The sequence below is a fragment of the uncultured Kordia sp. genome, from assembly GCF_947496985.1.
In the GTDB taxonomy this organism is placed as follows: domain Bacteria; phylum Bacteroidota; class Bacteroidia; order Flavobacteriales; family Flavobacteriaceae; genus Kordia.
Window position 1 is genome coordinate 228,171 of record NZ_CANMEZ010000002.1, and the last position, 23,691, is coordinate 251,861.

Annotated in this window: 18 protein-coding genes and 1 riboswitch; of the genes, 8 read left to right on the plus strand and 10 right to left on the minus strand. The window is 33.8% G+C overall.

From position 1 onward, the window contains the following. Window positions 1–198: 198 nt before the first annotated feature. From gldA to Q0828_RS05970, 3 genes are all read left to right on the plus strand, one after another. Window positions 199–1,095, plus strand: coding sequence for a gliding motility-associated ABC transporter ATP-binding subunit GldA (gene gldA, locus Q0828_RS05960; protein WP_298418545.1), 897 nt, complete (start codon window positions 199–201; stop codon window positions 1,093–1,095). Window positions 1,096–1,272: 177 nt separating this feature from the next. Then, on the plus strand, window positions 1,273–5,154 hold the full coding sequence (porU, locus tag Q0828_RS05965; RefSeq protein ID WP_298418547.1) for a type IX secretion system sortase PorU: 3,882 nt from the start codon (window positions 1,273–1,275) through the stop codon (window positions 5,152–5,154). Window positions 5,155–5,216: 62 nt separating this feature from the next. Then, a complete protein-coding gene (locus tag Q0828_RS05970) occupies window positions 5,217–5,627 on the plus strand; it encodes a hypothetical protein (RefSeq protein ID WP_298418549.1) in 411 nt (136 codons plus the stop codon). Window positions 5,628–5,633: 6 nt separating this feature from the next. On the opposite strand, the gene Q0828_RS05975 is transcribed toward Q0828_RS05970, so the two are convergent. From Q0828_RS05975 to Q0828_RS05985, 3 genes are all read right to left on the minus strand, one after another. Then, a complete protein-coding gene (locus Q0828_RS05975) occupies window positions 5,634–6,380 on the minus strand; it encodes a head GIN domain-containing protein (protein ID WP_298418550.1) in 747 nt (248 codons plus the stop codon). Between the two features lie 68 nt (window positions 6,381–6,448). After that, window positions 6,449–6,835, minus strand: coding sequence for a hypothetical protein (locus Q0828_RS05980; protein ID WP_298418551.1), 387 nt, complete (start codon window positions 6,833–6,835; stop codon window positions 6,449–6,451). 229 nt (window positions 6,836–7,064) lie between these two features. Continuing rightward, a complete protein-coding gene (locus tag Q0828_RS05985) occupies window positions 7,065–8,159 on the minus strand; it encodes an acyloxyacyl hydrolase (protein ID WP_298418552.1) in 1,095 nt (364 codons plus the stop codon). Window positions 8,160–8,350: 191 nt separating this feature from the next. Here Q0828_RS05985 and Q0828_RS05990 point away from each other — a divergent pair, with 191 nt between their 5' ends. The 5 genes from Q0828_RS05990 to Q0828_RS06010 all read left to right on the plus strand — a co-directional run bounded on the left by Q0828_RS05990 (window position 8,351) and on the right by Q0828_RS06010 (window position 9,884). Beyond that, the gene (locus Q0828_RS05990) at window positions 8,351–8,548 is read left to right on the plus strand and encodes a hypothetical protein (RefSeq protein ID WP_298418553.1); all 198 of its coding nucleotides are present in this window, start codon (window positions 8,351–8,353) and stop codon (window positions 8,546–8,548) included. Window positions 8,549–8,879: 331 nt separating this feature from the next. Beyond that, window positions 8,880–9,071 carry a hypothetical protein gene (locus Q0828_RS05995; RefSeq protein ID WP_298418555.1) on the plus strand — a complete coding sequence of 64 codons (192 nt, stop codon included), beginning with the start codon at window positions 8,880–8,882 and terminating at the stop codon, window positions 9,069–9,071. Window positions 9,072–9,094: 23 nt separating this feature from the next. Further along, the gene (locus Q0828_RS06000; protein ID WP_298418557.1) at window positions 9,095–9,286 is read left to right on the plus strand and encodes a hypothetical protein; all 192 of its coding nucleotides are present in this window, start codon (window positions 9,095–9,097) and stop codon (window positions 9,284–9,286) included. Between the two features lie 169 nt (window positions 9,287–9,455). Beyond that, window positions 9,456–9,656, plus strand: coding sequence for a hypothetical protein (locus Q0828_RS06005; protein ID WP_298418559.1), 201 nt, complete (start codon window positions 9,456–9,458; stop codon window positions 9,654–9,656). Between the two features lie 33 nt (window positions 9,657–9,689). Beyond that, window positions 9,690–9,884: a hypothetical protein gene (locus Q0828_RS06010; RefSeq protein ID WP_298418560.1), complete on the plus strand. Its 195-nt coding sequence runs from the start codon at window positions 9,690–9,692 to the stop codon at window positions 9,882–9,884. A gap of 76 nt (window positions 9,885–9,960) precedes the next feature. Here the strand turns inward: Q0828_RS06010 and metF are convergent, their stop codons facing one another. From metF to Q0828_RS06045, 7 genes are all read right to left on the minus strand, one after another. Continuing rightward, on the minus strand, window positions 9,961–10,917 hold the full coding sequence (gene metF, locus Q0828_RS06015) for a methylenetetrahydrofolate reductase [NAD(P)H] (RefSeq protein ID WP_298418562.1): 957 nt from the start codon (window positions 10,915–10,917) through the stop codon (window positions 9,961–9,963). 247 nt (window positions 10,918–11,164) lie between these two features. After that, window positions 11,165–13,840 carry a methionine synthase gene (metH, locus tag Q0828_RS06020; RefSeq protein ID WP_298418564.1) on the minus strand — a complete coding sequence of 892 codons (2,676 nt, stop codon included), beginning with the start codon at window positions 13,838–13,840 and terminating at the stop codon, window positions 11,165–11,167. Window positions 13,841–13,998: 158 nt separating this feature from the next. Further along, window positions 13,999–15,000: a homocysteine S-methyltransferase family protein gene (locus tag Q0828_RS06025; RefSeq protein ID WP_298418565.1), complete on the minus strand. Its 1,002-nt coding sequence runs from the start codon at window positions 14,998–15,000 to the stop codon at window positions 13,999–14,001. A gap of 294 nt (window positions 15,001–15,294) precedes the next feature. Next, window positions 15,295–15,398: riboswitch (SAM riboswitch) on the minus strand. Window positions 15,399–15,614: 216 nt separating this feature from the next. After that, window positions 15,615–16,595, minus strand: coding sequence for a phytanoyl-CoA dioxygenase (locus Q0828_RS06030; RefSeq protein ID WP_298418566.1), 981 nt, complete (start codon window positions 16,593–16,595; stop codon window positions 15,615–15,617). Between the two features lie 224 nt (window positions 16,596–16,819). Next, window positions 16,820–21,940 (minus strand): GEVED domain-containing protein, encoded by a 5,121-nt coding sequence (locus tag Q0828_RS06035; protein ID WP_298418568.1) that lies wholly within the window; start codon window positions 21,938–21,940, stop codon window positions 16,820–16,822. A gap of 322 nt (window positions 21,941–22,262) precedes the next feature. Then, window positions 22,263–22,514 carry a hypothetical protein gene (locus Q0828_RS06040; RefSeq protein ID WP_298418570.1) on the minus strand — a complete coding sequence of 84 codons (252 nt, stop codon included), beginning with the start codon at window positions 22,512–22,514 and terminating at the stop codon, window positions 22,263–22,265. Window positions 22,515–22,633: 119 nt separating this feature from the next. Next, a complete protein-coding gene (locus Q0828_RS06045; RefSeq protein WP_298418572.1) occupies window positions 22,634–23,689 on the minus strand; it encodes an NAD(P)/FAD-dependent oxidoreductase in 1,056 nt (351 codons plus the stop codon). Between the last annotated feature and the right edge of the window lie 2 nt (window positions 23,690–23,691).

Sequence of the window (23,691 nt, forward strand, 5' to 3'; positions counted from 1 at the left end):
ATAGTTTGTACTAAACATTTGTTTTCGTTTATGTTAGCTAAAGTATAGATTAATTTTAAAATTCAAAATCCTTTTTTCAATATTTTTTAAAGAAAAACGTTTTTAGCAATAATCTGTAGTATTTTTTGTTTTTATTTAATTGAAAGTTAAGAAATACTGATAAAAATTTATGTAGTTTTGAATCTTTAATTCCTGTATATGTCTATAGTTGTAGAAAATATTACGAAAGTTTATGGCGAACAAAAAGCGTTGAATAATGTTTCGTTCACTATAAAAAAAGGTGAAATTGTTGGTTTTTTAGGTCCTAATGGTGCTGGAAAGTCTACTATGATGAAAATATTGACTACGTATTTAAAAGCTACTACAGGAAATGCTACTGTAAATGAGTTTGATACAAATGCCAATGCTAAAAATGTTCAGAAGAGTGTTGGGTATTTACCAGAACACAATCCGTTGTATTTAGATATGCACGTTCGTGAGTATTTAGCGTTTAACGCGAATGTATACAAATCGCCTAAATCACGAATTGAAGAAGTCATAGAAATGACAGGCTTAACGCCAGAAGCTAGCAAAAAGATTGGAGAACTTTCAAAAGGATATCGTCAACGTGTTGGATTGGCAAATGCATTATTGCATGATCCTGAAGTATTAATTCTAGACGAACCTACAACTGGATTAGATCCAAATCAATTGACGGAAATTCGTAATTTGATTACTTCAATCGGAAAAGAAAAAACTATTTTCTTATCTACACATATTATGCAAGAAGTAGAGGCTATTTGCGATCGTGTCATTATTATTAATAAGGGTGTAATTGTTGCTGATACTACTTTAGCTAAACTGAAAAAAGACCAAGAACAAGTAATTGAAGTTGAGTTTGATTATCGTATTGAAGATGTTTTGATTCAGCAAATCCCACATGTTGTACAAGTAGTCAATACGCGTGGATTGGTATATGAAATTACTTTTAGCACTTCAAAAGATATGCGTTCAAAAGTATTTGATTTTGCACATGACAATGGTTTGAAGGCCTTACAAATTAATCAAAAGAACAAAAACTTAGAAAGTTTATTTAGAGAATTGACGGCAGAATAACTCACTTCCACTCCGATCAATGTAAATGACAATTTAGGATTTATTCAATTAGCAATTTTATATGATTATCTAACAGCAAAAACTTAGCTTTTAGCAATTAAAACGGTAATTTCAGAAGGTTTTACCATTTTCACAATACATATTCATACTATTTAGATCGGTTTTTTCGTTAAAAAAATGATGAAAACAACCAATACATTTCTACTCTTGTGTATCTTTTGGATACATACACATGGACAAAGCAAACATTTTGAATTGACATGGAATGAGTCTACGACCGATTTTACCACAGAAAATACCTCTATTAAACTTCCAACTTTCAATGCTGAATATTTTGTTTATAACAATGATCGTAGCATTAGTTTTGTAACGCAATGGAATGACAACCGGAAAGCTAATAATGCTTCTTTACGTATAGATAATATTAGTTATGGAAGTATGAATGCTAACGCTTTGGGCGGAATTGATAAAACTAAACTCCCAACACAAGTCCAAGCTTCTATTTACAATGCAAAAGCAAGAGACCGGCATGAACATGTATTAATAGTTTCACCACTAGTAAACGAAAATGGTATCGTGAAAAAAGTGCTGAGTTTTGATATTAGTTACGCGACCAACTCACAAAATACGGTTAATTCTGGCATGCCAGAAACAATTGAGAATTCAATATTAGCTACAGGAAACATATATAAATTTTCGGTAATGAAATCTGGCGTGTATAGAATTGACGCTAATTTTTTGAATCAATTAGGCTTTAATACTGAAAACATCAATCCAAAAAGACTTAAAATTTATGGAAATGGAGGAAGAATGCTTCCTTTATTGAATTCAGAAAATGAACATTATGGAGTTCCTGAAATTGCCATTACGGTTGTTGGAGAAAACGACAACACCTTTGATGCAGAAGATTATATTTTATTTTATGCGGAAGGTCCAGATCGTTGGAATGAAGAAAGTCAAACACATATTAATGCATTTACAGATAAAACCTATTATTACATCACTACAGAAGGCTTAGAAGATGGAAAAAGAATTCCTGAAGCGATACAACCTTCTGGAGCGCCAAATGTTACAATAACAACTTTTGACGATTATCAATTTCATGAAATAGACAATGTAAACTTAGTACGCTTAGGACGCAGATGGTTTGGTGATGTATTTAATATAGAAACTGAAAAAGTATTTGATTTTACGATTCCAAATCTTGTAATTTCAGAACCTGTTACGATAGGAATTAAACCCGCAGCTATTGGAAATGTCGACACTTCTATGTCTACATTAATTAATGGGCAAACTCCACAAAACATAAACGGACAACCGATTTTCAACTTTAATTTCTCAGCAATTAGCGGCGGAACGTATGCAACGCAAAATTTATCCGGCATTGGATTTAAAGCGGGTTTATTGGAAGAAGAAATGAATTTAACCTCAGAAGATCTAAGCATTACACTTAATTACAATAATGGTGGCGTTGCAGGTTCTATTGGCTATCTTGATTATATAACTGTAGAAGCTAAAAGAGAACTGATTGGTGTTGATGAACAATTCTTTTTTAGATATAAAGAAGCCGCAAACACTACAGGAATTGGTGAATTTATTATTGGAAACGCAGCTAACATTTCGCAAGTTTGGGATATTTCAAATATTTGGAATGTTACAAAAATAACGAATGAAAATGCAGCAACTAGTTTTTCATTTCAAGCACCTATGGAAGAAATTAGAGAATATATTGCGTTAGACAATGCTCAAATTTTAATTCCAACTATAGAACCAACTAGTTTAGTCGCAAATCAAAACTTAAAAGGAACTATCTTTTCTAATGGAGACATAGATTACATAATTATTACACCAGAAGCGTTTGCTTCGGAAGCTGAACGTTTGGCTGATTTTCATAGAACACAAACGGGATTAAATGTACAAGTTGTCGGTTTACAGCATATATATAATGAATTTAATACTGGAAATCCAGATGTCGGAGCCATTCGAAATTTCATCAAATATGTATATGATAACGCGCTTTCTAACCAGAATAAACTAAAATATGTATGTTTCTTTGGTGATGCATCTTTTGATTATAAAGATCGAATTGAAGAAAACACAAACATAATTCCCGTATTTCATTCTTTTAGAAGTTTCAGTTTGTCTGCTAGTTTTATGACCGATGATTTTTATGGTATGATGGATGATCATGAAGGCGCATTCCTTCCAACTCCAATTCCTCAGCGTTTAGATATTGCCTTGGGAAGAATGTTAATAAGTTCGCAAAGTCAGGCAAAAGCATTGGTAGACAAAACGTTATCCTATTATACAAAAGAAGCCTATGGAAGATGGCGAAACCATGTTACCATTATATCAGATGATGCTGATGATCAGGATGATGCTACACTACAAGAAGATTTAGACAATTTGGGAAATACAATTGCTGCCAACAAACCGTATATTAATATTACCAAAATACATGCTGATGCATTTCAGCAAGAAACTTCTGCAGGTGGAGAACGATATCCAACAGTAAAGAATTTGATTAAAGAAAATATTGCCTTAGGTTCATTGGTTGTCAACTATTTTGGACATGGTGGTGAAGACGGTTTATCTGGGGAACGAATTTTTGAAAAAAACGATTCACAAGAACTTAAAAATGAATGTCGATTGCCTTTGTTTATTACTATTACTTGTGAATATACACGTTTTGATAATCCGTTAAGACAAACTGCGGGAGAGTTTATGTATTGGAACGAAAAAGGTGGTGCTATTTCTCTAATAACCACTACACGACAAATTTTTAGACCTGTCGGTGTTCGCGTTAACGAAGCTCTATCTGAACAATTATTTTCATACAACTCAAACACCTACATTCCTGCTTCAGAAGCCTTGCGCTTAGCAAAAAACTCATTAAATAACACTAATAAACGCGTTGTGTTTTATATTGGCGATCCAGCACTTACGCTTGCTATTCCGAAGCCAAGAATCAATCTAACAGCCATTAATGATGTGCCAATTACACAAGAAACAGATACACTAAAAGCATTGAGTAGAGTTAAAATTTCTGGTAACATTACAAACGAAGCAGGAAACTTACTCTCTAACTATGACGGAACTGTTTTTTCTACTATTTACGACAAAGAAGTTCAACGTCAGACATTGGCGAATGATTTTCTTTTCGTTATGGATTTTACCACTTTAGGTGAAATTATTTTTAGAGGAAAAGCTATCGTAACTAATGGAACATTTTCGTTTGAATTTGTAGTTCCGCGCGATATTTCGATTCCTGTTGGAAATGGGCGTATTAGTTTTTATGCAGAACGCGAAGGTGTTTTAGAAGATCATACAGGTTCCAGTCAAAACCTGAAAATTGGCGAACTTAATGAAGATGCCCCACAAGACAATCAAGGTCCGGAAGTAAATTTATTTATGAATGATGAAAGTTTTATTTCTGGAGGAATTACAAACGAATCGCCTTTTTTACTTGCAAAATTAGCCGATGAAAACGGAATTAATACCGCAAGTGGAATTGGACATGACATTGTTGCCATCTTAGATGGAGATGAAGCCAATCCAATTGTATTGAATGATTATTACGAAACAGAATTAAATGATTTCACAAAAGGAATTGTAAAATTTCCGTTCCGAGATCTTTCGGAAGGTTCACACACATTGATTTTAAAAGCATGGGATGTATATAATAATTCTTCTACTTCCGAAATTCAGTTTACCGTTTTTAACGAAAACAATTCATTAACAATTACAAACGTATTAAACTATCCAAATCCATTTGTAAGTCATACCGAATTTTGGTTCAATCACAACAGTTCAACAGAATTAGATATTATGGTACAAGTGTTTACGATTTCTGGAAAAGTAGTTCGCACACTTGTTGGAAAAGCAAATACGGGTTCAAGTAGTAAAGATTTTGGTTCGCTTTCGCGAGATATTACTTGGGACGGACGCGATGATTTTGGAGACAAACTAGGAAAAGGAGTCTATGTTTATAAACTGACTGTAAAATCAGCAGTAACGAATCAAAAGGTTGAAAAATTTGAAAAAATAGTCTTGTTGTAAATTAAGATTTAGTTATATTTAAAATGGCAGAAATCCTTGTTATATATACGTTAAACATAATTATGAATTGGAGAATTATTAAAGAAACGCAAAGAAAATACGCTGATGAATCTTACTATTTAAAAGCGGAAAAACAATGCTTAGAAGGTTCTCTTGTTTTAGAAATTAGTTTTATTGAACGATTTATGTATGACTTAACAGTTAATTTATATAGAAAAAAACCGAAACGTAAGTTTCTATTTTTTAAAAGCTTTAAACCTGATTGTCTGTATAATTGTTTGGTTTTTTATAATGAAAAAATAGAAAAGTATGGACATCAAATAATGCGAATGACAGAGGATTCTCCTACAGAAAAATTAAAGAGATTAGATTCATTCCAAAAAGATGGTGTTCTGAATTATAATATAAGGGAAAAATATGATGTGGATTTTACGACACATTTACCTGAAAAAGACAATTACAAAACTCAATAATCTCATTTAATTAAAAATTAAGCTTCCTGTATAATGACTTGTTAATGTGACTTCTGTTGGTTTGTTTACAGCAATAACATCTCCTGTACCATATATATTTCCTGAAAGTTTCACCTGTGGATTGATGATAATATCATTGCTTCCGCGAGAGAATATAGAAACTGTATCAGCAACAAGGTTTTCCGCTTCAACACGTGAATTTCCTCCAGGGAAATTTATATCAAATACAGTAGTACTTCCTGAAATGAAAAGGTTTGATAAATTATTAAAAGTAACGGTCACTTCCTGATTTTGCACTTGTAAGTTAAAGTTTCCTGAAGCTACACTTTCATTTGTAAAATTTTCAGAAACCAATTTGAGTTCTGGAAACGTAAGAATTCCATCTGAACGCACTTCAAACTGGGTTTTACTATTGATTTCAGTAATATTTGGTGAGGTCACATAAATGGTTGTAATTCCGTAATCACGTACATAATTACAATCATTATTATCAAACAAAAACAACGTATCTCCTATTACTTTTGCTTCAACATCATTTATCAAATTCGCACCAGTTTCTATGATAACTTCTTGTATTGCACCTTCTTTTACAACTAAATTAATATCTTCATTCACTTCTATTTTAGAGAATGTATTCATAGTAATTTCTTCCGTAATTAGATTCCCGGAAGTTTGAAAACAATTGTTCGCATCTTCTTTATCACAAGCAATACAAATAGCTAGCAATACTATAAAATATAGTTTCTTCAACATTCAGCGTTCTTTAATTTTTTATTCAAAACTAACTTATTTTTTTATAAGAATAACTTGATTAGTATACATTACCACCATTTTATTTTATTCTTACGCGCTTTCTTGTTGAAATTTAAAAAGAAAATTAAAGAAGCCATATGTTTACTAACATTGGGCATGTCTTTATTTGTAACTGCCATATTAAGTGCATATGTAAGTTTAAAATCACCTGAACCAATTCCGATTTCAGGACGTACACGTAGACTGTTATTTTTTTTCATATCAAAATACCAAGGTGTACTGATTCCTACATTTATATACCAAATATTTGACCATATCGCCGCTTTTGGTGCTATAATATAATCTTGATTTATGTAATGCTCTGTAGATATTGAATATCCTGTTCCGCCAATAATTGGTATTTTTGAGGATGCCATTTCTATCCAATCATAATAAAAATATCCTATATCTATCATGGTTTCTCGTGCGCCATGAACTCCTAAAAGGATTCCTTTAAGTGCTTGTCTTTCCTTTTTTATGTTCTTGGTTTTTTTGTGTTATTTTCTTCTGGAGCCAATTGTGCCATTCCTAATTGAAATAGAAACAAGAACAATAGTATTGTACACGTTCTTTTTTTCATGCCTTTACTTTTTGATTGTTATTGTAAAGAGTATGCGAATATGTAACTGTTACAGTAATATGACTTTACAATCGGATTCCGATACCAAATTCAACTGCTTCTGCCTTTGCAGCATGTGATTTGAGTGTAAGTGCTGCAAACCATTTTTTACCAAAATATCGTTTCATTCCAACACGAATATAAGTACGTCCTTCAAAGTCTGCAGGATAGTAAACATAGTACCCTAATTGGGTGATGACAGAAAGTTTATTGATGAATAACTCATGCCCTGCAAATACACCAACACGTTTGTAATCTTCATCACCTTTAATTTCTCCATTAGGAAACGCTATCGATCGGTATCGAATCCATTCTTTTAAAAAGTTAGAAAAGAATACTTCTGTTCCTAATTGAATTGCGCTTTTGCGCCCTAAACGTTTATCTGCGTAGGCAGAAAATATATAAAAACCATATTGACCGCTTCCAATAGCATCACTTTCGTTGATTCCTGCACGCAATACAAAGTTGAATTTTACAGGTTCTTTAAAGTTTGATGTAACTTCATTTTCTTGGTATTCAATTAATGAAGTATCTTCTAAATTATAATTAACACCTATATTAAACGCTAATGTATTGATACTCGTATTTGGTGCTTTTACATTGGCGTTTGAATAATGAATGAATGACAAACCTGCCTGAATACCAAATCGTTTGAATAGATTTTCTTTTTTGTAATTGAACATCAAATAGGTACTACTCATCAAACGTGAACCAAATGCAATGTTTCGAAAGTTGTCTTTTTTATCGTACGGATTGTTTGTATATGCTAAACCTTGTCCGATACGGAGCATTAGGTTTCGCTTTAAAAAGTAAAAATTGTAATGTGCATATAATGCAACATTTTTCCCTAAGTATTCATTTTGTAGATTTTGATAACTTAATGAAACTCCATAATCAGGATAGTTAAAATATTGTGACCAATCATCGTACCCAAATGTTTTCTGATTGTAGCTTATGATAAAACCTTCTGGATGCCCCGTAATTAAGTGCAGAATATCATCATTGTGACGTACAATGTTTCCTGTAAAATAGTTGATATCAATAGAAGCTGCCTTTGGCTTTTCTTCTTGTCCAAATACAATTACAGTGAAAAGGAATAAAACAAAAACAATCTTTTTCATAGGGAAGACAAATGTAGTTTTTTAATGGACAACTTTTTACATCTTGACAAGATCTAATGTAAATAACAAATGTTAATTTAACTATACTAAAAAATAAAAAATACAGTTATAACCTACAAATTATAACGTAAACACTTCATAACTAACAAGTTTTACTTCTTACCTTTGTTTTGAACAAAAAATTTTAAATTATGAAAAAGAAGTTAATGAACACGTTAAAATTAAAAAAATCATCAATTGCAATGTTAAGAGCAAAAACAGTTACAGGAGGTAACGAGCCTAGTAATGTAGATATATACTGTATATCTGTTAACTTTTGTGAAACTAAAGATTTTACAAAGTGCTTTGGAGAAAATCAATGTCAAATTTATAGCCCTCATACAAGTTAAGTAACTACAGTTGTTTTAAATGATGGTTTATTACTAAGCGGCAGTTTCCAAATTTAATATGAAATATTATATTCAAAAAAGTTTTGAAGCTTCTGTAAAGCGATAAATTATGCAACTTATAACGGAAAATATGTATCTATAAAATCAAGAATTTCATAAAAATGATTTTATATTTTAAACAAAAAGAGGCTGTCTAGAAAGACGGTCTCTTTTTGTTTATTATTTTATTTTATAAAAATACTATTGGGAACACCTACTTGTTGTAATGGAAAACCGCTATTGCTAACTGTTTCGTTTTTATATATTTAGCTTAAATCACAAAACTTAGATCATGAAAAAAAAGTCTCTTAAAAAATTGAAATTGAAGAAAGCTTCTATTTCTACGTTAAATGCAGGCGCATTAACAGGTGGAACTATTGGCGGCACATTGTTTTGCCAATCTGTAAATATTTGTGAAACAATTGATTTTACAAGATGTAATGGAGAGCTGTATTGTCAATTATACGATAGAAACGAACGATAATTTTTAACCTAAAAAAGTAAATCATGAAAAAAAGATCAATTCAAAAATTAAAATTAAATAAAAATGCTGTTTCTACATTAACAGCAAATGAATTGTCAGGTGGAACCGATACAAATACATTATTTTGTCTTTCTCAAAACTTTTGTGAAACTATAGACTATACAGCATGTAACGGAGAGTTTTACTGTCAAATTTATCCTTATCCACAACGATAACCCTATATATTTTACAAAGAGAGGAATGTTAACATTCCTCTCTTTTTTGTTAGTTTTTCTTATAAATATGTCTATATAACGATAGCTAACACGTAGCCTAAGTAATGGAAAACCTCTCTTATGGCTACTCACTTTTTAATATATTTATTACAACCAAATACTTTTAACCATGAAAAAAAAATCTATACAAAAACTTAGTTTGAATAAAGCTTCTATTTCTACCTTGAATGCGAATGCCGTAAAAGGAGGAACAGGTTTATCTCAAGTTGTATGTGAATCTCGTGATTTTTGTGAAACAATTGATTACACAAGATGTAGAGGAGAATACAATTGTCAATTGTATCAATTTACAACTACTCAGGACTTTTAGAAAACTATTATTTTAAACTTAGAAAATCACAAAATGAAAAAGAAATCAATTGCAAAGTTAAAATTAAGAAAGTCATCAGTATCTACCTTAAACACAAAAGCCATTAAAGGTGGATTTGGAGATTCAGTTTATATCTGTGAGTCTAGAGATTTATGCTATACTATAGATGTTACAAGATGCTATGGAAACTGGAATTGTGGATTATTTGATCCAACCAACAATTTTTAAAAGATAAGAATTTGCTAGTTAGTTTAGTTAAAGAGGAAGAATTTAAGGCATTCTTCCTCTTTTTTTATGTTTGTTTTTAAAATACAGCTTTAGCAATAGCTTCAATATTACTTGATCTTCCCATAGAATAGTAATGCAAAATAGGAACTTTAGCTTTGATTAATTCTTCACTTTGCTGTATACACCATTCTACACCTACTTGACGCACTTCTTTGTTATCTTTACAACGTACAATTTCCATAATTAAATCATCTGGCAAATCTACTTTAAAACGATGCGGAATAAGGTTCAATTGTTTCTTTGTTGCAATTGGTTTCAATCCCGGAATTATAGGAACCGTAATGCCTTCACCTCTACATTTTTCAACAAATTCAAAATACTTTTGATTGTCAAAAAACATCTGCGTGACAATATAATCAGCGCCTGCTTTTATTTTTTTCTTTAAAAAATGTATGTCAGAATCTAAACTTGGTGCTTCCATATGTTTTTCTGGATAACCTGCCACACCTACACAAAAATCTGTTTTGGAAGAGTTTTGTAATTCTTCATCTAAATATTTTCCATTGTTTAGATCTTGTATCTGACTTACCAATTCAGAAGCATATCGATGACCGTCTCTTTCAGGTTTGAAATAGGTCTCACTTTTTACTGCATCACCACGTAGCGCTACTACATTGTCAATTCCTAAAAAATCTAAATCAATTAAGAAATTTTCGGTATCTTCTTTCGTAAATCCACCACACAAAATATGCGGAATGGCATCTACTTGGTATTTATTTTGAATTGCCGCACAGATTCCAACTGTTCCTGGACGCTTTTTTACCACTTGTTTTTTTAACAAACCATTTTCCAATTCTTTAAACGTGTATTCTTCTCTATGGTATGTTACGTCAATAAATGGTGGTTTGTATTCCATTAACGGATCTATATTATCAAAAATTGATTTGATATCCTGACCTTTTAACGGTGGTAATATTTCAAAAGAGAATAATGTATCTCCGTTAGCTTTTGTTATATGATCTGTTACTTTCATTGAATCCTTTAGGTTTCATTCCCGTGAAAACGGAAATCTATATTGTTATATTTTTCTTTTTCTATATTTCATCTATTGATTTGTGAATTTGTTATTCGTCAATTTGTTTCTTATTCTTGATTCCAATTCAACATCCATAATTCACAATTCTTAATTTTTAATTTAAATCAGGCGTTCCCTTCGGTCGTGCTATTCGCTATATCTCCCGAGCAAATCGGGAGGATGCCGCTACTATCACTAACGCGCGTTAATCTGCTAAGGTTGGATGCAACCATTTTTGCGCTTTTTCAATTGTGATTCCTTTTCTGTTTGCAAAATCTTCTACTTGATCTTGAGTAATTTTTCCCAATCCAAAATATTTAGCTTCTGCATTTCCAAAATAATATCCTGAAACCGCTGCTGCTGGCCACATAGCTAAACTTTCGGTTAGTGAAACACCAATTACTTTTTCCACATCTAACAATTCCCAAATGGTTTCTTTTTCTAAATGATCTGGACATGCTGGATATCCTGGTGCTGGACGAATTCCTTTGTATGTTTCTTTTATTAATTCTTCATTCGTTAACGCTTCATTTGATGCATATCCCCAATGTTTCGTTCGAACCTGTTTGTGTAAGTATTCAGCAAAAGCTTCTGCAAATCGATCCGCAATTGCTTGTGCCATAATTGCATTGTAATCGTCTTGTTGTACTTTGTAACTATTTGCTAATTCATCAGCTCCAAAAATAGCTGTACAAAATGCACCCATGTAATCTGTTTTTCCTGTTTCTTTTGGTGCAATGAAATCTGCTAGAGCAATATTTGGCACTTCCGCTCTCTTCTCTAATTGTTGACGTAAGGTTCTGAAAATACCTATTTCTTTTCCTTTTTTCTGAATTGAAATATCATCATCATTGATCGTGTTTGCTTCAAACAATCCGAAAATTGCTTTCGCTTTTAATGATTGTTTTGCAATGATTTCTTTAATCATTTCTTGTGCATCCGAATATAATTGTGTTGCCTGTTCTCCAACCACATCATCTGTTAAGATTGCTGGATAACGTCCGTGTAAGTCCCACGATCTAAAGAATGGACTCCAATCAATATATGGAACTAATTCTTTCAAACTGAGTTGTGTTAACTTCTGAATTCCTAGTTCATTGGGTTTTGTAATGTTACTGGTTTCCCAGTCAATTTTATATTTTTTCTTTCTGGCATCAGCTAATGAAATGTATGATTTTGCTTTTCTACGCTTTAAGAACTTTTCGCGAAATTCATCATAATCTTGCTTTAATTTTTCACGATACGCTTTTGATTTTTTCTTGTTTAGTAAATCTCCAACTACCGTTACTGCTCTTGATGCATCATTGACATGTACTACTGCATTTTTGTATTCTGGATCAATTTTTACAGCCGTATGCGCTTTGGAAGTTGTAGCACCTCCGATAAGCAATGGAATTTCTAAGTTTTGACGTTCCATTTCTTTAGCTAGGTATACCATTTCATCCAATGAAGGCGTTATTAAACCTGATAATCCAATGGCATCTACATTTTCTGCTTTCGCAGTTTCTATTATTTTTTCTGGCGGAACCATCACACCTAAGTCTACAATTTCGTAGTTATTACAACCTAATACAACACTTACTATATTTTTTCCAATATCGTGTACATCTCCTTTTACAGTTGCCATCAATACTTTCCCGATGGCTTGTTGTTGTTCTCCTTTTTCAGCTTCAATAAAAGGGTTTAGGTAGGCAACTGCTTTTTTCATTACACGTGCCGATTTTACTACTTGTGGAAGGAACATTTTCCCTGACCCGAATAAATCTCCAACGACATTCATTCCAATCATAAGGTTACCTTCTATAACTTCTATAGGTTTTTCTGCTTTTACACGTGCTTCTTCTACATCTTCAACAATGTATTTATCAATTCCTTTGACAAGCGAATGTGTAATACGATCTTGCAATTCATAACTACGCCATTCTTGTACGGTTTCCGTATCTGCTTTTTTAATTCCTTTGAATGATTCTGCCAAGTCTAGCAAACGCTCTGTTGCATCTTCTCTTCTGTCAAGAATTACATCTTCTACATGTTCTAGTAAGTCTTTTGGAATATCATCATAGACTTCCAACATGGTCGGATTTACGATTCCCATGTTCATTCCAGCTTGAATGGCATGATATAGAAATACAGAATGCATTGCTTCACGTACAATATTATTTCCTCTGAATGAAAACGATACATTACTCACTCCTCCACTTACACTTACGTTGGGATAGTTTTCACGTGTCCAGCGTGTAGCTTCAATGAAGTCGATTGCATTTTTACGATGCTCTTCCATTCCTGTTGCGACAGGAAATATGTTTAAATCGAAAATGATGTCTTCTTCTGGAAATCCTACTTTGTTGACTAATACATCACGTGAACGTTTTACTATTTCTAAGCGCCTTTCATAATTGTCTGCTTGTCCAACCTCATCAAATGCCATGACAATTACGGCAGCTCCATATCGTTTGATTTGTGTTGCTTCCCAGATAAATTTTTCTTCTCCTTCTTTTAGTGATATCGAATTTACGACACATTTCCCCTGTACCACTTGTAAACCAGCTTCTATGATTTCCCATTTAGAACTATCGATCATGATTGGGACTCGACAGATATCTGGTTCGGCAGCTATAAGATTTAGAAACTTTACCATCGCTTCTTTTCCATCAATTAAACCATCGTCCATATTGATATCAATAATTTGTGCACCACCATCTACTTGATGCCTAGCAATTGCTAAAGCTTCATCAAATTTTTCTTCTTTAACGAGTCGCAAAAATTTACGTGAACCTGCTACATTTGTACGTTCTCCTACATTTACAAAGTTGCTATTTTCGTTTAGAACCAACGGTTCTAAACCTGAAAGTCGCATGTATTTTGTTTGTTTATTTTTCATAATAGCTGTATTCTTTTCCGAGGAATTTTCTCCTATATTTTATTATATCGGAGAAAACATTAAAAAAACTTTGCTTTCCGCTGTGCTCCACATGTATTTCAAAGTTTTTTTAATTATTCTGCGTAAAAGGCTGATATTCATAATTTCATTTTTATTAACTAACAATCAACAATTACTGTACGTGGTTTATATTTTGCTGCTACATTAGCAATTGCTGTAATATGGTCAGGTGTTGTTCCGCAGCATCCTCCGATGATATTGATAAGATTCTTTTTCAGGTATTCTTCTATTTGCGCTGCCATTTCGGAAGGTGACTCATCATATTCACCAAAAGCATTTGGTAATCCGGCATTTGGATGTGCAGATATTGCAAAGTCTGTTTTGTTAGCTATGGCTTCTAAGTGTGGTTGTAACAGGTTTGCACCTAATGCACAGTTAAACCCAACGGATAGTAATGGAATATGAGAAACAGAGATTAAGAATGCTTCTGCAGTTTGTCCTGATAAGGTACGTCCACTCGCATCTGTGATGGTTCCACTTAGCATTATTGGCACTTCTACTTTTCTTTCTGCTTTTACTTCTTCAATTGCAAAAAGCGCCGCTTTTGCGTTTAGTGTATCAAATACCGTTTCTACTAACAATATGTCTACTCCACCATCTAGTAAGGCTTCTACTTGTTGTTTGTAGGCGATGCGTAATTCATCAAAGGTTACGGCTCTGAATCCAGGATCGTTTACATCTGGAGACATGCTTGCCGTTCGGTTTGTAGGTCCAATAGAACCCGCTACAAAACGTGGTTTGTGCGGTTCTTTTGCTGTGAATTCGTCTGCAACTTCTTTCGCTATTTTTGCTGATTCGAAGTTGAGTTCGTATACTAAATCTTCCATTTCATAGTCAGCCATTGCAATGGTTGTTCCTGAGAATGTATTGGTTTCTACTATGTCAGCACCTGCTGCGAAGTATTTTGCATGTACTTCTTTAATGGCATGTGGTTGCGTTATGGATAGTAAGTCATTGTTTCCTTGTAATGGCGTTGCATAGTCTTTGAAGCGTTCGCCACGGAAATCGGCTTCCGTGAATTTGTATGCTTGTAGCATGGTTCCCATAGCTCCATCTAAGACTAAGATTCGTTTTTCTATTTCGTTCCAGATATTTTTCATTGTTTCTTTTCACTTCGATACACTCAGTGACCTTTGCTTTTATTTATTAAGTACCTTTTACTTCGGCGTTAAGGATAGCAGCGACATCCTTTTTAAAAAATTTTGGCACGTGATTACGAAGAAATTTTACGAAGTAATCTGATTATGAAATGTACAGATTGCCCCGAATTTTCACAAATTCTCGCAAAGACGTTATCTTTTAAAAAGATATAGCGAATAGCCTGACCCGTTAGGGTAACGCCCAAATAATTATGTGTATCAAAAAAGTGTGAGGAAATGATGAGAATTTCTCTTTTGTTATCTATCTGTATAGTACAGTAGAACGTAGCACCTTCTTTAAATGTAAAGGGTTGCTAAGGCTTCAGCGGGTCTATTCCCTCGGCCTTTCTTGATAACGACAGTATAGGTATGAACTATTTTACACAAATTAACGGCTTCCAAAAGGAAGATGCAAATATTTTTGTGTGATTTTTGAATGATAACGTTTTCGTAGTTGTCACTCCATTACTATTTCATAACTTTTTTAGTAATGTTCATTTTTGTATTGACACAAAAACAAACCAAAAAAGTTAAGAGAATTTATTGGCTTCCCTAAACTTATAGCGTTGAAAAGTTTAGTTTTTTAATTTTAGTTCAACAGATGGCTTGAGTTGATAGAAAAAAGTAACGTTTGGTGCATCTAACGGATAAGCGATTTCCATTTCAAGTGGAATACTTAGTGATGATTCGTTTCTAGACAACCATAAATCACCTTGTATTTGCACTTTGGTATCTACAACCATAGAATAGTATTTTTCATCACCACTTAGATTGATTGTTACAGGTGTGAATTCTTCTGGTAGTGATTTGCTTCCGTCATTTACTTTTACAGCTTCACGAACATTTAGAATGACAGCAGCTTCTTTTTCTTTTCGTATTTCTTCTGTTTCGCTTTTTGGATACGTCATACTTGCTTGTACTATGACATTGTTTGGAATGATAGCACAGTTTTCATCAAGTTGTGGCAACATGTTCCATAAGATTGGCACATACGATTCTCTATACAGTAGAGCGTCTAAGGTTTCACTGAATAGAATGTGGTATTTTTTTGCATCAGGAATTTGAAACGTTACCGCATCTGCTGTGTGATATTCTTGTACGTAGTCCGTTAATTCTAAACTCTTGATTAAATTTTGCGCCATTTGTATGGAAGCTGCGTTGATTTCCAAGAGTGAAAATTGTACTTCTGAAGCTTTGAACAATGGTGCTACTAAGGTTATGAATGGTGCGTATGGTCCGCAACCTGCATAGAATATATTGATAATTTCGTTTGGTTGTTGTTGTTGTTGTTCACGAATGAGTGATACCATTCCGCGGAGAAATTTTGCAGTTCTTCTATAGTCTAGCAAGCATGCTGCTGCATGGTTAAGCGATAATGCCATACCACTTGCTGTTGGAACCGCTGCCATGTGTTGCATAGATTCACCAAAGTCTTCAATTTTAGTCGTTTCTAAGTAATGTTTATGAATTTCGTCAATAGCATTTTTTGTCGTTTCAAAATTTGATTGATTGTTGAGTATCGTCGTAGAAAGTTCTTTGATGGTATTGCTTAACATGCTTGGTTTTGATTTTCCATAAAAGTAAGCGAACCTTTTGTATTTAGCAACCCGTATTTCTATGTGTTTTGGTTTGTAGTTTTTACTGACAATTTTAGTTCTAGCTATTATTTTATTGAATTTGTTCGCTTTTATAGCATTATTGTAATATTTCAGTATATGATAAAAGCTTCTCACATTACTGCGAAAAGCTTTCATTTCTATTCTTAATTATACTTTGATTTTTAGTGAATGACTTTTTGTATTTTTTGTTTTCCATTACGAAGCATCACTTTTACAATTAATGGGCTGTATGTTCGCTTTAATTGCGTGATGTTATACTTGTTTTGATTTACATCTTTTACATTTATTAATCGTTTTCCTAGAATGTCATATACTATAATTTCTTCTATTTGATTTTTGAAAGAATTGATTTTGATTTGATCGTCTGCCGTATAAATTACAATCCCAGTATTTGATTCAAACTCATCTACACTTAGTGTACTGGTGTCAATGAATCGTAATACAAAACGATCTTCAAAGGTTCCTCTATCCGTAGAAAAACTATAAGGAGCTACACGTAAATCATGTATTTCACCTGTGTATACATCTTCTAGAAAGATATCTTGCGATGTATTTTCAAAGAGTCCGTCAACAGCATTGATTGCCACAGAGTAGTTTCCGGTTGTAGGCGTTTTGATTCCTAATGGTATGATATCCGAATCTTCAAAAGGTAATGCTTTTCCTTGAATTGACATTTTTTCATTACCTATCATTGAATAGATTTGAAGTGGTGCACTACTTAGATTGTCTCCATCAAATAGCCTGTCCTTATCATTAGATGCTCCAGTAATATATCCAACTAATGTTGAGAATGCTGTATTATTTGGTGCGATGATATCTAACCAAATTCTGTTTTTCTCAATTGGTGTACTTTCTTCTATTTGACCTTGTATTTCATTACCACTTGGTCGGTAAAATTGATCATTTGTATAGGTAACTCCTCGCATAGAATTGTTGAATTCAATTGTTGTAGATGCTGGTGCTGCGTCATCCATTAGCACAAAGAATGCTTGTCCTGCTGCAATGTTTCCATTGAATCCAATAGGGTTTGAACCTGTACTGTTGTACTGAATGTAATCATCTGCATTGTAATTGTATGCATAGTTACTATAAAATTGATCTCCATACGCATCACTTGGTGCACTTAAATGTCTCCACAGATATACAGTTCCTGTAATAGTTCCTGGATTTGTATCGTCTGTAATTATAGACGCATTCGTAGTTATGAATGCATCTGCTGAGATTGCCGATGGGTAAGGGTTTCCTATTAAATTCCAGTTATCATCTAGATTGGTTGCCATTGTAGAACCATATCCTGGATAATCAGCTCCTGTATACGAACCTCTAGTTACTGTGGTGTTGATAATTCCATTGTTTGGACGTCCAACAAATTCAGCTGTATTTGCTACACTGGTTCCAGATAATCCTCTTATGATATATCCGTTTCCTATTCCCATGCTACCAGATGCGCTTTGCCATTCTCCATAATTTCCTGCTCCATTTCCTGAAACCGTAGGAATCCATTGGTATATATACCAAGGTTGTGTTCCTGGAGAAACATTTGACACATCAAACCCTTCTACTGCTGATGACCAGTATATGTAGTCAGTACTGTTAAGTCCTGTTACTGTTCGGTGCATGTTGATATTTCCTGTATTGTTGTTGGTTGTTACATCTGTAACTTGAATTAGATTTGCGTTATTATTTACATTTAATGTACCACCAGATTCTACAGTAATCCAATCCGTTACTGTTAGTGAGGAGTTCGCGTCCATTTCTAGATGTGCTCCATTTTTCACAGTTACATTTTTAGCCAGTGCAATTCCTGAAATTGTAGTATCAAACGTTAGTCCATTATCTTTTATGATAACACAATCGTCTGAAGTAGGCACCATATTTTGAGCCCAATTGGAAGCTGTTTCCCAAACATCAACACCACTATCAAAAACTCTTGTATTGTTCGTGATATCAAAATCGTAGCTTGCTGCTCCACATCCATTAGATAGGTTTGCATTAATTGTAAAGGAATACATTGCTAGTTCTAATTGCGTTAGTGTTGGCATTGCATATACCGTTGCATAACTTCCTGAAACATATGGTGTATCTCCTATTCCATCACTGTCTGTATCTATAAATAAATCTACCACTCCAGATGGTGTTGTTGTCCAATCTACGACACTTACATCTTTGTCTCCAAATAGTTTTATGTTATCAACTGCAATACCATCTGACCATTCTGCATAAAAACGTATACGTACACTTAATGTTGGTTGATCCACATACGCTGTTAGGTCATATGATAGGTTTTCAAATTTTGTTCCAATTCCAACATCAGCTATAATGTTTGATGTAATTGCTGTCCAATTAGTTCCGTCTGTTGATACTTCTATTGTGAAATAATCATCTGCGCCTCCAACACCATCTTCTAAATAATGAGAGTAAAAACAATCAAACGTTAGTGTCAAGTTTGAGAAGTCTGCTGTATCGTATGATGTTGTAGTTTGCAAGGCATGATTGACAATGTATGAAGTTCCAAATCCGTCAGCTCCAACATCTGAGTTACTCATTACAAACTGATCTGTTCCGAAACCTGATGAGATTGCTGGAAACCATACTTCTTCACTTGGTACAAATGTACTTGTTTGATTTTGCCATTCGCTACGCGCATTTACAGTTGCTCCATTGTCTATTATAGTAACATTACTAAATACTCCTAATCCTCCTGATTCAAAATCTTCATCAATTATAAATACGTCGTCAATATCTCCTACAGCACTTATTTCTAACATGTCATTTTCTCCGCAAACGATTCTTTCTGGAACATCTGGAGTTACTGTTAATACAGGTACAGGGTTAAACTGTGCTACAACTGGTTCACGTACCCATGATTCACAAGTTCCATTGAATGCTGTAACATAATATGTTGTTGTTGTTGAAATTGATGGTGTTGTCCAATTACCAACTGTTGTTGTTGCTTCTAAGTTCCCTCCTGTTTCAGCATCATACCATCTGTACTCAGTAATCGATGGTGTACCAGATGCTGTCACGGATAAATCTACAGTCCCTGTTCCACATGTTTCACCATCTGTTACACTTGTGATGACGGCATCACAATACGGTTCTACAGTAAAAAGATAATCTTCTGCTTCACCTAATTCATCAATAGTAATTCCTGTATCGTTAAAATCTTCACATGGATTAAAATCATACGAAATATCATAATCTAATATAGAATAGTCAAATCCTGTATAATTTCGGATTCGGATTCTGTAATCTCCTGCTGCCGTTCCTAGTGGAATTATAAAGCCAAAAGTGGTAGTGGTGGTTGAAACGAAACCTGAATCATATACTTCTTCCGTAGTTTCGTCAAATACATCATCTTGATCCCAATCTACCCAAGCTTTCCATCTACATCTGAAAGTTGCTACCACAGATACATTAATACCTTCACCTTCTACTTGTCTTGATAATGTTGCTAATCCAGTAAAGTCTTGATAACCTGAACCAAAACCTGAACTTGCATTTGTTACATCTTCTAAAGTTCCTAAAAAAGCAACTTCTTCTATATACATTGTGTCCGGAGTATCTGTAACTGGTTCACAAACTCCAATTGTTGGAACTGGTGTTGTTACACATATATCAAATGTACCTTCGCCTGTACTCCCATAGCTATATACACGTACATAATACGTAGTTCCAAGGGTTAATCCAGTTGCATTGATAACTTCAGCATTGCCTCCAGAGGTATTATCTGCACAAGTAATATTAGTACCGTTACAAGTTCCTGACCTTAGGTCTAATACGATATCATCTATTGTTCCTGGTGTTACTGTAATATCATGACTTGTAGTTGTTGCTACAAAACTATACCAAACATCATCATCTGCATCTCCTGTAAAACCGTTACAATTTATAGCTCCTATAGTTTGTGTTGCATTTTCTGTAGTTCCGCTAACACTTGTTGTACATGTACTGTTTGGGCTTACACTTAATACTTCCGCAGCAGTACAATCGTCATTTGCTGGTGGTTGCGGTGGTGTTGTTATACATATATCAAAAGTACCAGCTCTAATTGCTCCTCCATTACTGTAGACACGCACATAATATGTAGTTCCTATGGATAATCCTGTTGCGTCTAATACTTCAACATTTCCACCTCCTGTATCATTTGCGCAATCTATATTAGAACCATCACATACGCCTGATCGTAAATCTACTACAACATTTCTAATAGTTCCTGGAGTTACTGTGATATCATGACTTTCTGCGGTAGCAACAAAGCTATACCAAACATCATCATCTGAGTTTCCTGTTGCCCCATTGCATGTAATTGCGGCTATACTTTGCGTTGCATTTTCAGTAGTTCCACTAACACTTGTTACACAAGTATCTGTTGGACTTACACTTAGTGAAGTTGCATCGTTACAATCATCATTTGCTGGTGGTTGCGGTGGCGTTGTTACACATATATCAAATGTGCCGGCATCAGTAACATCATCAAAGCTATATACTCTTACATAATATGTGTCTCCAATCGTAAGTCCGGTTGCATTTATAACTTCATCATTACCTCCTGTTGTTGCATCAGCACAATCAATATTTGCACCATCACAAGCACCTGATCGTAAGTCTAACACTAAATCATTTAGAGTACCAGGTGTTACTGTAATATCATGGTTTTCTGCGGTAGCAACAAAGCTATACCAAACATCATCATCTGCATCTCCTGTAAAACTATTACAACTTATAGCTGCTATTGATTGCGTCGCTAGTGTTGTAGTTCCAGAAACAAGCGTTGTACAAGTATCTGATGAACTTACACTCAGTGAAATTGCGTTAGTACAATCATCATTTGAAGGAGCTGTCGGCAAACTTAGAAGTGTTACAACAATGTCTCCATTTAAAACGTTGCTTGCTGTAGAACAATTAAATCTATTTAAGTGAAATCGATAATTCCCATTTGCTGTTGGAGTAAAATCAATTGATGCTTCTTGTCCTCCACATGCGGGACCATCATCATCATTAAATCCTACAAAATTCCCTGAAGCGTCTCTAATAGTCATTTGTGTATCAAATCCAGAACCGCAATTAGAAGCTCTGTAGGTTGCGCCTGCAACCATACCAGTAACTAAAAAATTTCTTCTTCCTCTTTGACTTACGGGTGGTGTACATGTTATACTATTTCCAATGACTGTTGGTGCTGCTGTAGAACAGGCATTATTATTAATACCGTTGCATTGCGCAAAAGATTTGGCATAACAGAAAAGTATGAACATAAGAGTTAATGGCAGTTTTCCTCTCATAATATTGTGATTTGGGGGTTCGAAGCTATTGTTAAAATTAAAGAAATATGACTTCTAAACCATCTAAAGAAAACTGCACTTCATCGTCACTATTAAACAGTTCGGCGAATGTTAATTTTTATTTCTTCTAGAATTACTCAACACAGTTATCTAATTTTTAACATTTTATGGTTTTACCGTAACTTTATGAAATACTTTTTACAGGTCCCAGCTTACGACCTCGCAAACAAAGAAAAAGCGAACTAAATAGTTCGCTTTTTCGCTCATCTTTCATACTTGTATTTTATGTATGATTTTGGTCAAATTTTATTAATTTTAATGACTACTCGCAATCTCTACACGTAGGGAATTCTGTCTGAGTGATGCAACTAATAAATACACTAACACATTCTTTTTGCTCCGTTCGTTGACAATCTGCCGTAGGCAAACAAATATTAACTCCGTTAGCATTTACAAAAGTTCTAATGCATTGTAATACTGAGTTTGTTGTGTTTCCTCCTATACTTTTTGAAGCATCTAGGTTAGAGATTGTTTTTCTGTTGAGTGCTAAACTTTTTAATTGTTTTTTCTTCATGATTTTTAATGTTTTAAGATTAATAATCAATAAGTTACTATTTATCTCTCCATATAAATTACGGGAACACCTTACTTATTGTAAATTTACTTAGTTGAAACTTTTTAATAGAATCCTAATTAATGAATGGTTTGTACAATTTCTTTTTTCGCCTCTTTTTTAGTACCATCAAACCCTTCTACGCCCGAAACTGTTGTGTATTTCATAACATATTTTTTTCCAGGATGAATTCTTTGATATGCACTTTGGCACATAATTGCCGCTTCATGAAATCCAGATAGAATAAGCTTCAACTTCCCTTTGTATGTATTTACATCTCCAATAGCATAAATACCAGGAATATTCGTTTGATAATCATATGAATTGTCTACTTTGATGGCGTTCTTCTCTATTTCTAATCCCCAATTTCCTATAGGTCCCAGTTTTGGAGAGAGTCCAAATAGTGGAATAAAGTGATCTATTTCTAGTTGAATTGGCTTTTCATCCTTTTTAGTAATTGTGACTCCTGAGAGTTTATCTATACCATGCAAATTTGTAATTTCGGCAGGTGTAATCAAGTTGATTTTCCCTAGATTTTTAAGTTCTTGCACTTTTTCTACAGAGTCTAATGCGCCACGAAATTCATTTCTTCGATGTACTAATGTTACTTCTGCTGCAATATCTGCTAAGAAAATTGACCAATCTAATGCAGAATCGCCACCACCAGCAATTACTATTTTTTTATCACGATACACTTCTGGATCTCGGATAAAATACGCAATTCCTTTGTCTTCATAATTTTCAATGCCTTCAATTGGTGGTTTTCGCGGTTCAAAAGAACCCAATCCGCCGGCAATTACAACAACAGGTGCATGATGTTTGGTTCCTTTGTTTGTAGTTACAATAAATGTATCATCGTCTAAACGATCAATCGTTTCTGCGCGCTCTCCTAAGGTAAAACCTGGTTCAAATGATTCTATTTGTTTGAGTAAATTTTTAATTAAATCACCTGCTAATATTTCTGGGAAACCTGGAATGTCATAAATTGGTTTCTTTGGATATATTTCTGAACATTGTCCGCCAGGTTGAGGCAATGCATCTATAAGATGTGTTTTTAGTTTTAGTAATCCTGCTTCAAAAACAGTGAAAAGTCCTGTTGGACCAGCTCCAATGATAAGAATGTCTGTTTGTATCATTT

Coding starts and splice junctions, on each gene's coding strand:
- Q0828_RS06010 (WP_298418560.1), top strand. CDS start 9,690: ATGAAAAAGAAATCAATTGCAAAGTTAAAATTAAGAAAGTCATCAGTA.
- Q0828_RS05995 (WP_298418555.1), top strand. CDS start 8,880: ATGAAAAAAAAGTCTCTTAAAAAATTGAAATTGAAGAAAGCTTCTATT.
- Q0828_RS05990 (WP_298418553.1), top strand. CDS start 8,351: ATGAAAAAGAAGTTAATGAACACGTTAAAATTAAAAAAATCATCAATT.
- Q0828_RS05970 (WP_298418549.1), top strand. CDS start 5,217: ATGAATTGGAGAATTATTAAAGAAACGCAAAGAAAATACGCTGATGAA.
- Q0828_RS06045 (WP_298418572.1), bottom strand. CDS start 23,689: ATGATACAAACAGACATTCTTATCATTGGAGCTGGTCCAACAGGACTT.
- Q0828_RS06000 (WP_298418557.1), top strand. CDS start 9,095: ATGAAAAAAAGATCAATTCAAAAATTAAAATTAAATAAAAATGCTGTT.
- metH (WP_298418564.1), bottom strand. CDS start 13,840: ATGAAAAATAAACAAACAAAATACATGCGACTTTCAGGTTTAGAACCG.
- Q0828_RS06030 (WP_298418566.1), bottom strand. CDS start 16,595: ATGTTAAGCAATACCATCAAAGAACTTTCTACGACGATACTCAACAAT.
- Q0828_RS06025 (WP_298418565.1), bottom strand. CDS start 15,000: ATGAAAAATATCTGGAACGAAATAGAAAAACGAATCTTAGTCTTAGAT.
- Q0828_RS06035 (WP_298418568.1), bottom strand. CDS start 21,940: ATGAGAGGAAAACTGCCATTAACTCTTATGTTCATACTTTTCTGTTAT.
- Q0828_RS05985 (WP_298418552.1), bottom strand. CDS start 8,159: ATGAAAAAGATTGTTTTTGTTTTATTCCTTTTCACTGTAATTGTATTT.
- Q0828_RS06040 (WP_298418570.1), bottom strand. CDS start 22,514: ATGAAGAAAAAACAATTAAAAAGTTTAGCACTCAACAGAAAAACAATC.
- gldA (WP_298418545.1), top strand. CDS start 199: ATGTCTATAGTTGTAGAAAATATTACGAAAGTTTATGGCGAACAAAAA.
- Q0828_RS05975 (WP_298418550.1), bottom strand. CDS start 6,380: ATGTTGAAGAAACTATATTTTATAGTATTGCTAGCTATTTGTATTGCT.
- metF (WP_298418562.1), bottom strand. CDS start 10,917: ATGAAAGTAACAGATCATATAACAAAAGCTAACGGAGATACATTATTC.
- Q0828_RS05980 (WP_298418551.1), bottom strand. CDS start 6,835: ATGATAGATATAGGATATTTTTATTATGATTGGATAGAAATGGCATCC.
- Q0828_RS06005 (WP_298418559.1), top strand. CDS start 9,456: ATGAAAAAAAAATCTATACAAAAACTTAGTTTGAATAAAGCTTCTATT.
- porU (WP_298418547.1), top strand. CDS start 1,273: ATGATGAAAACAACCAATACATTTCTACTCTTGTGTATCTTTTGGATA.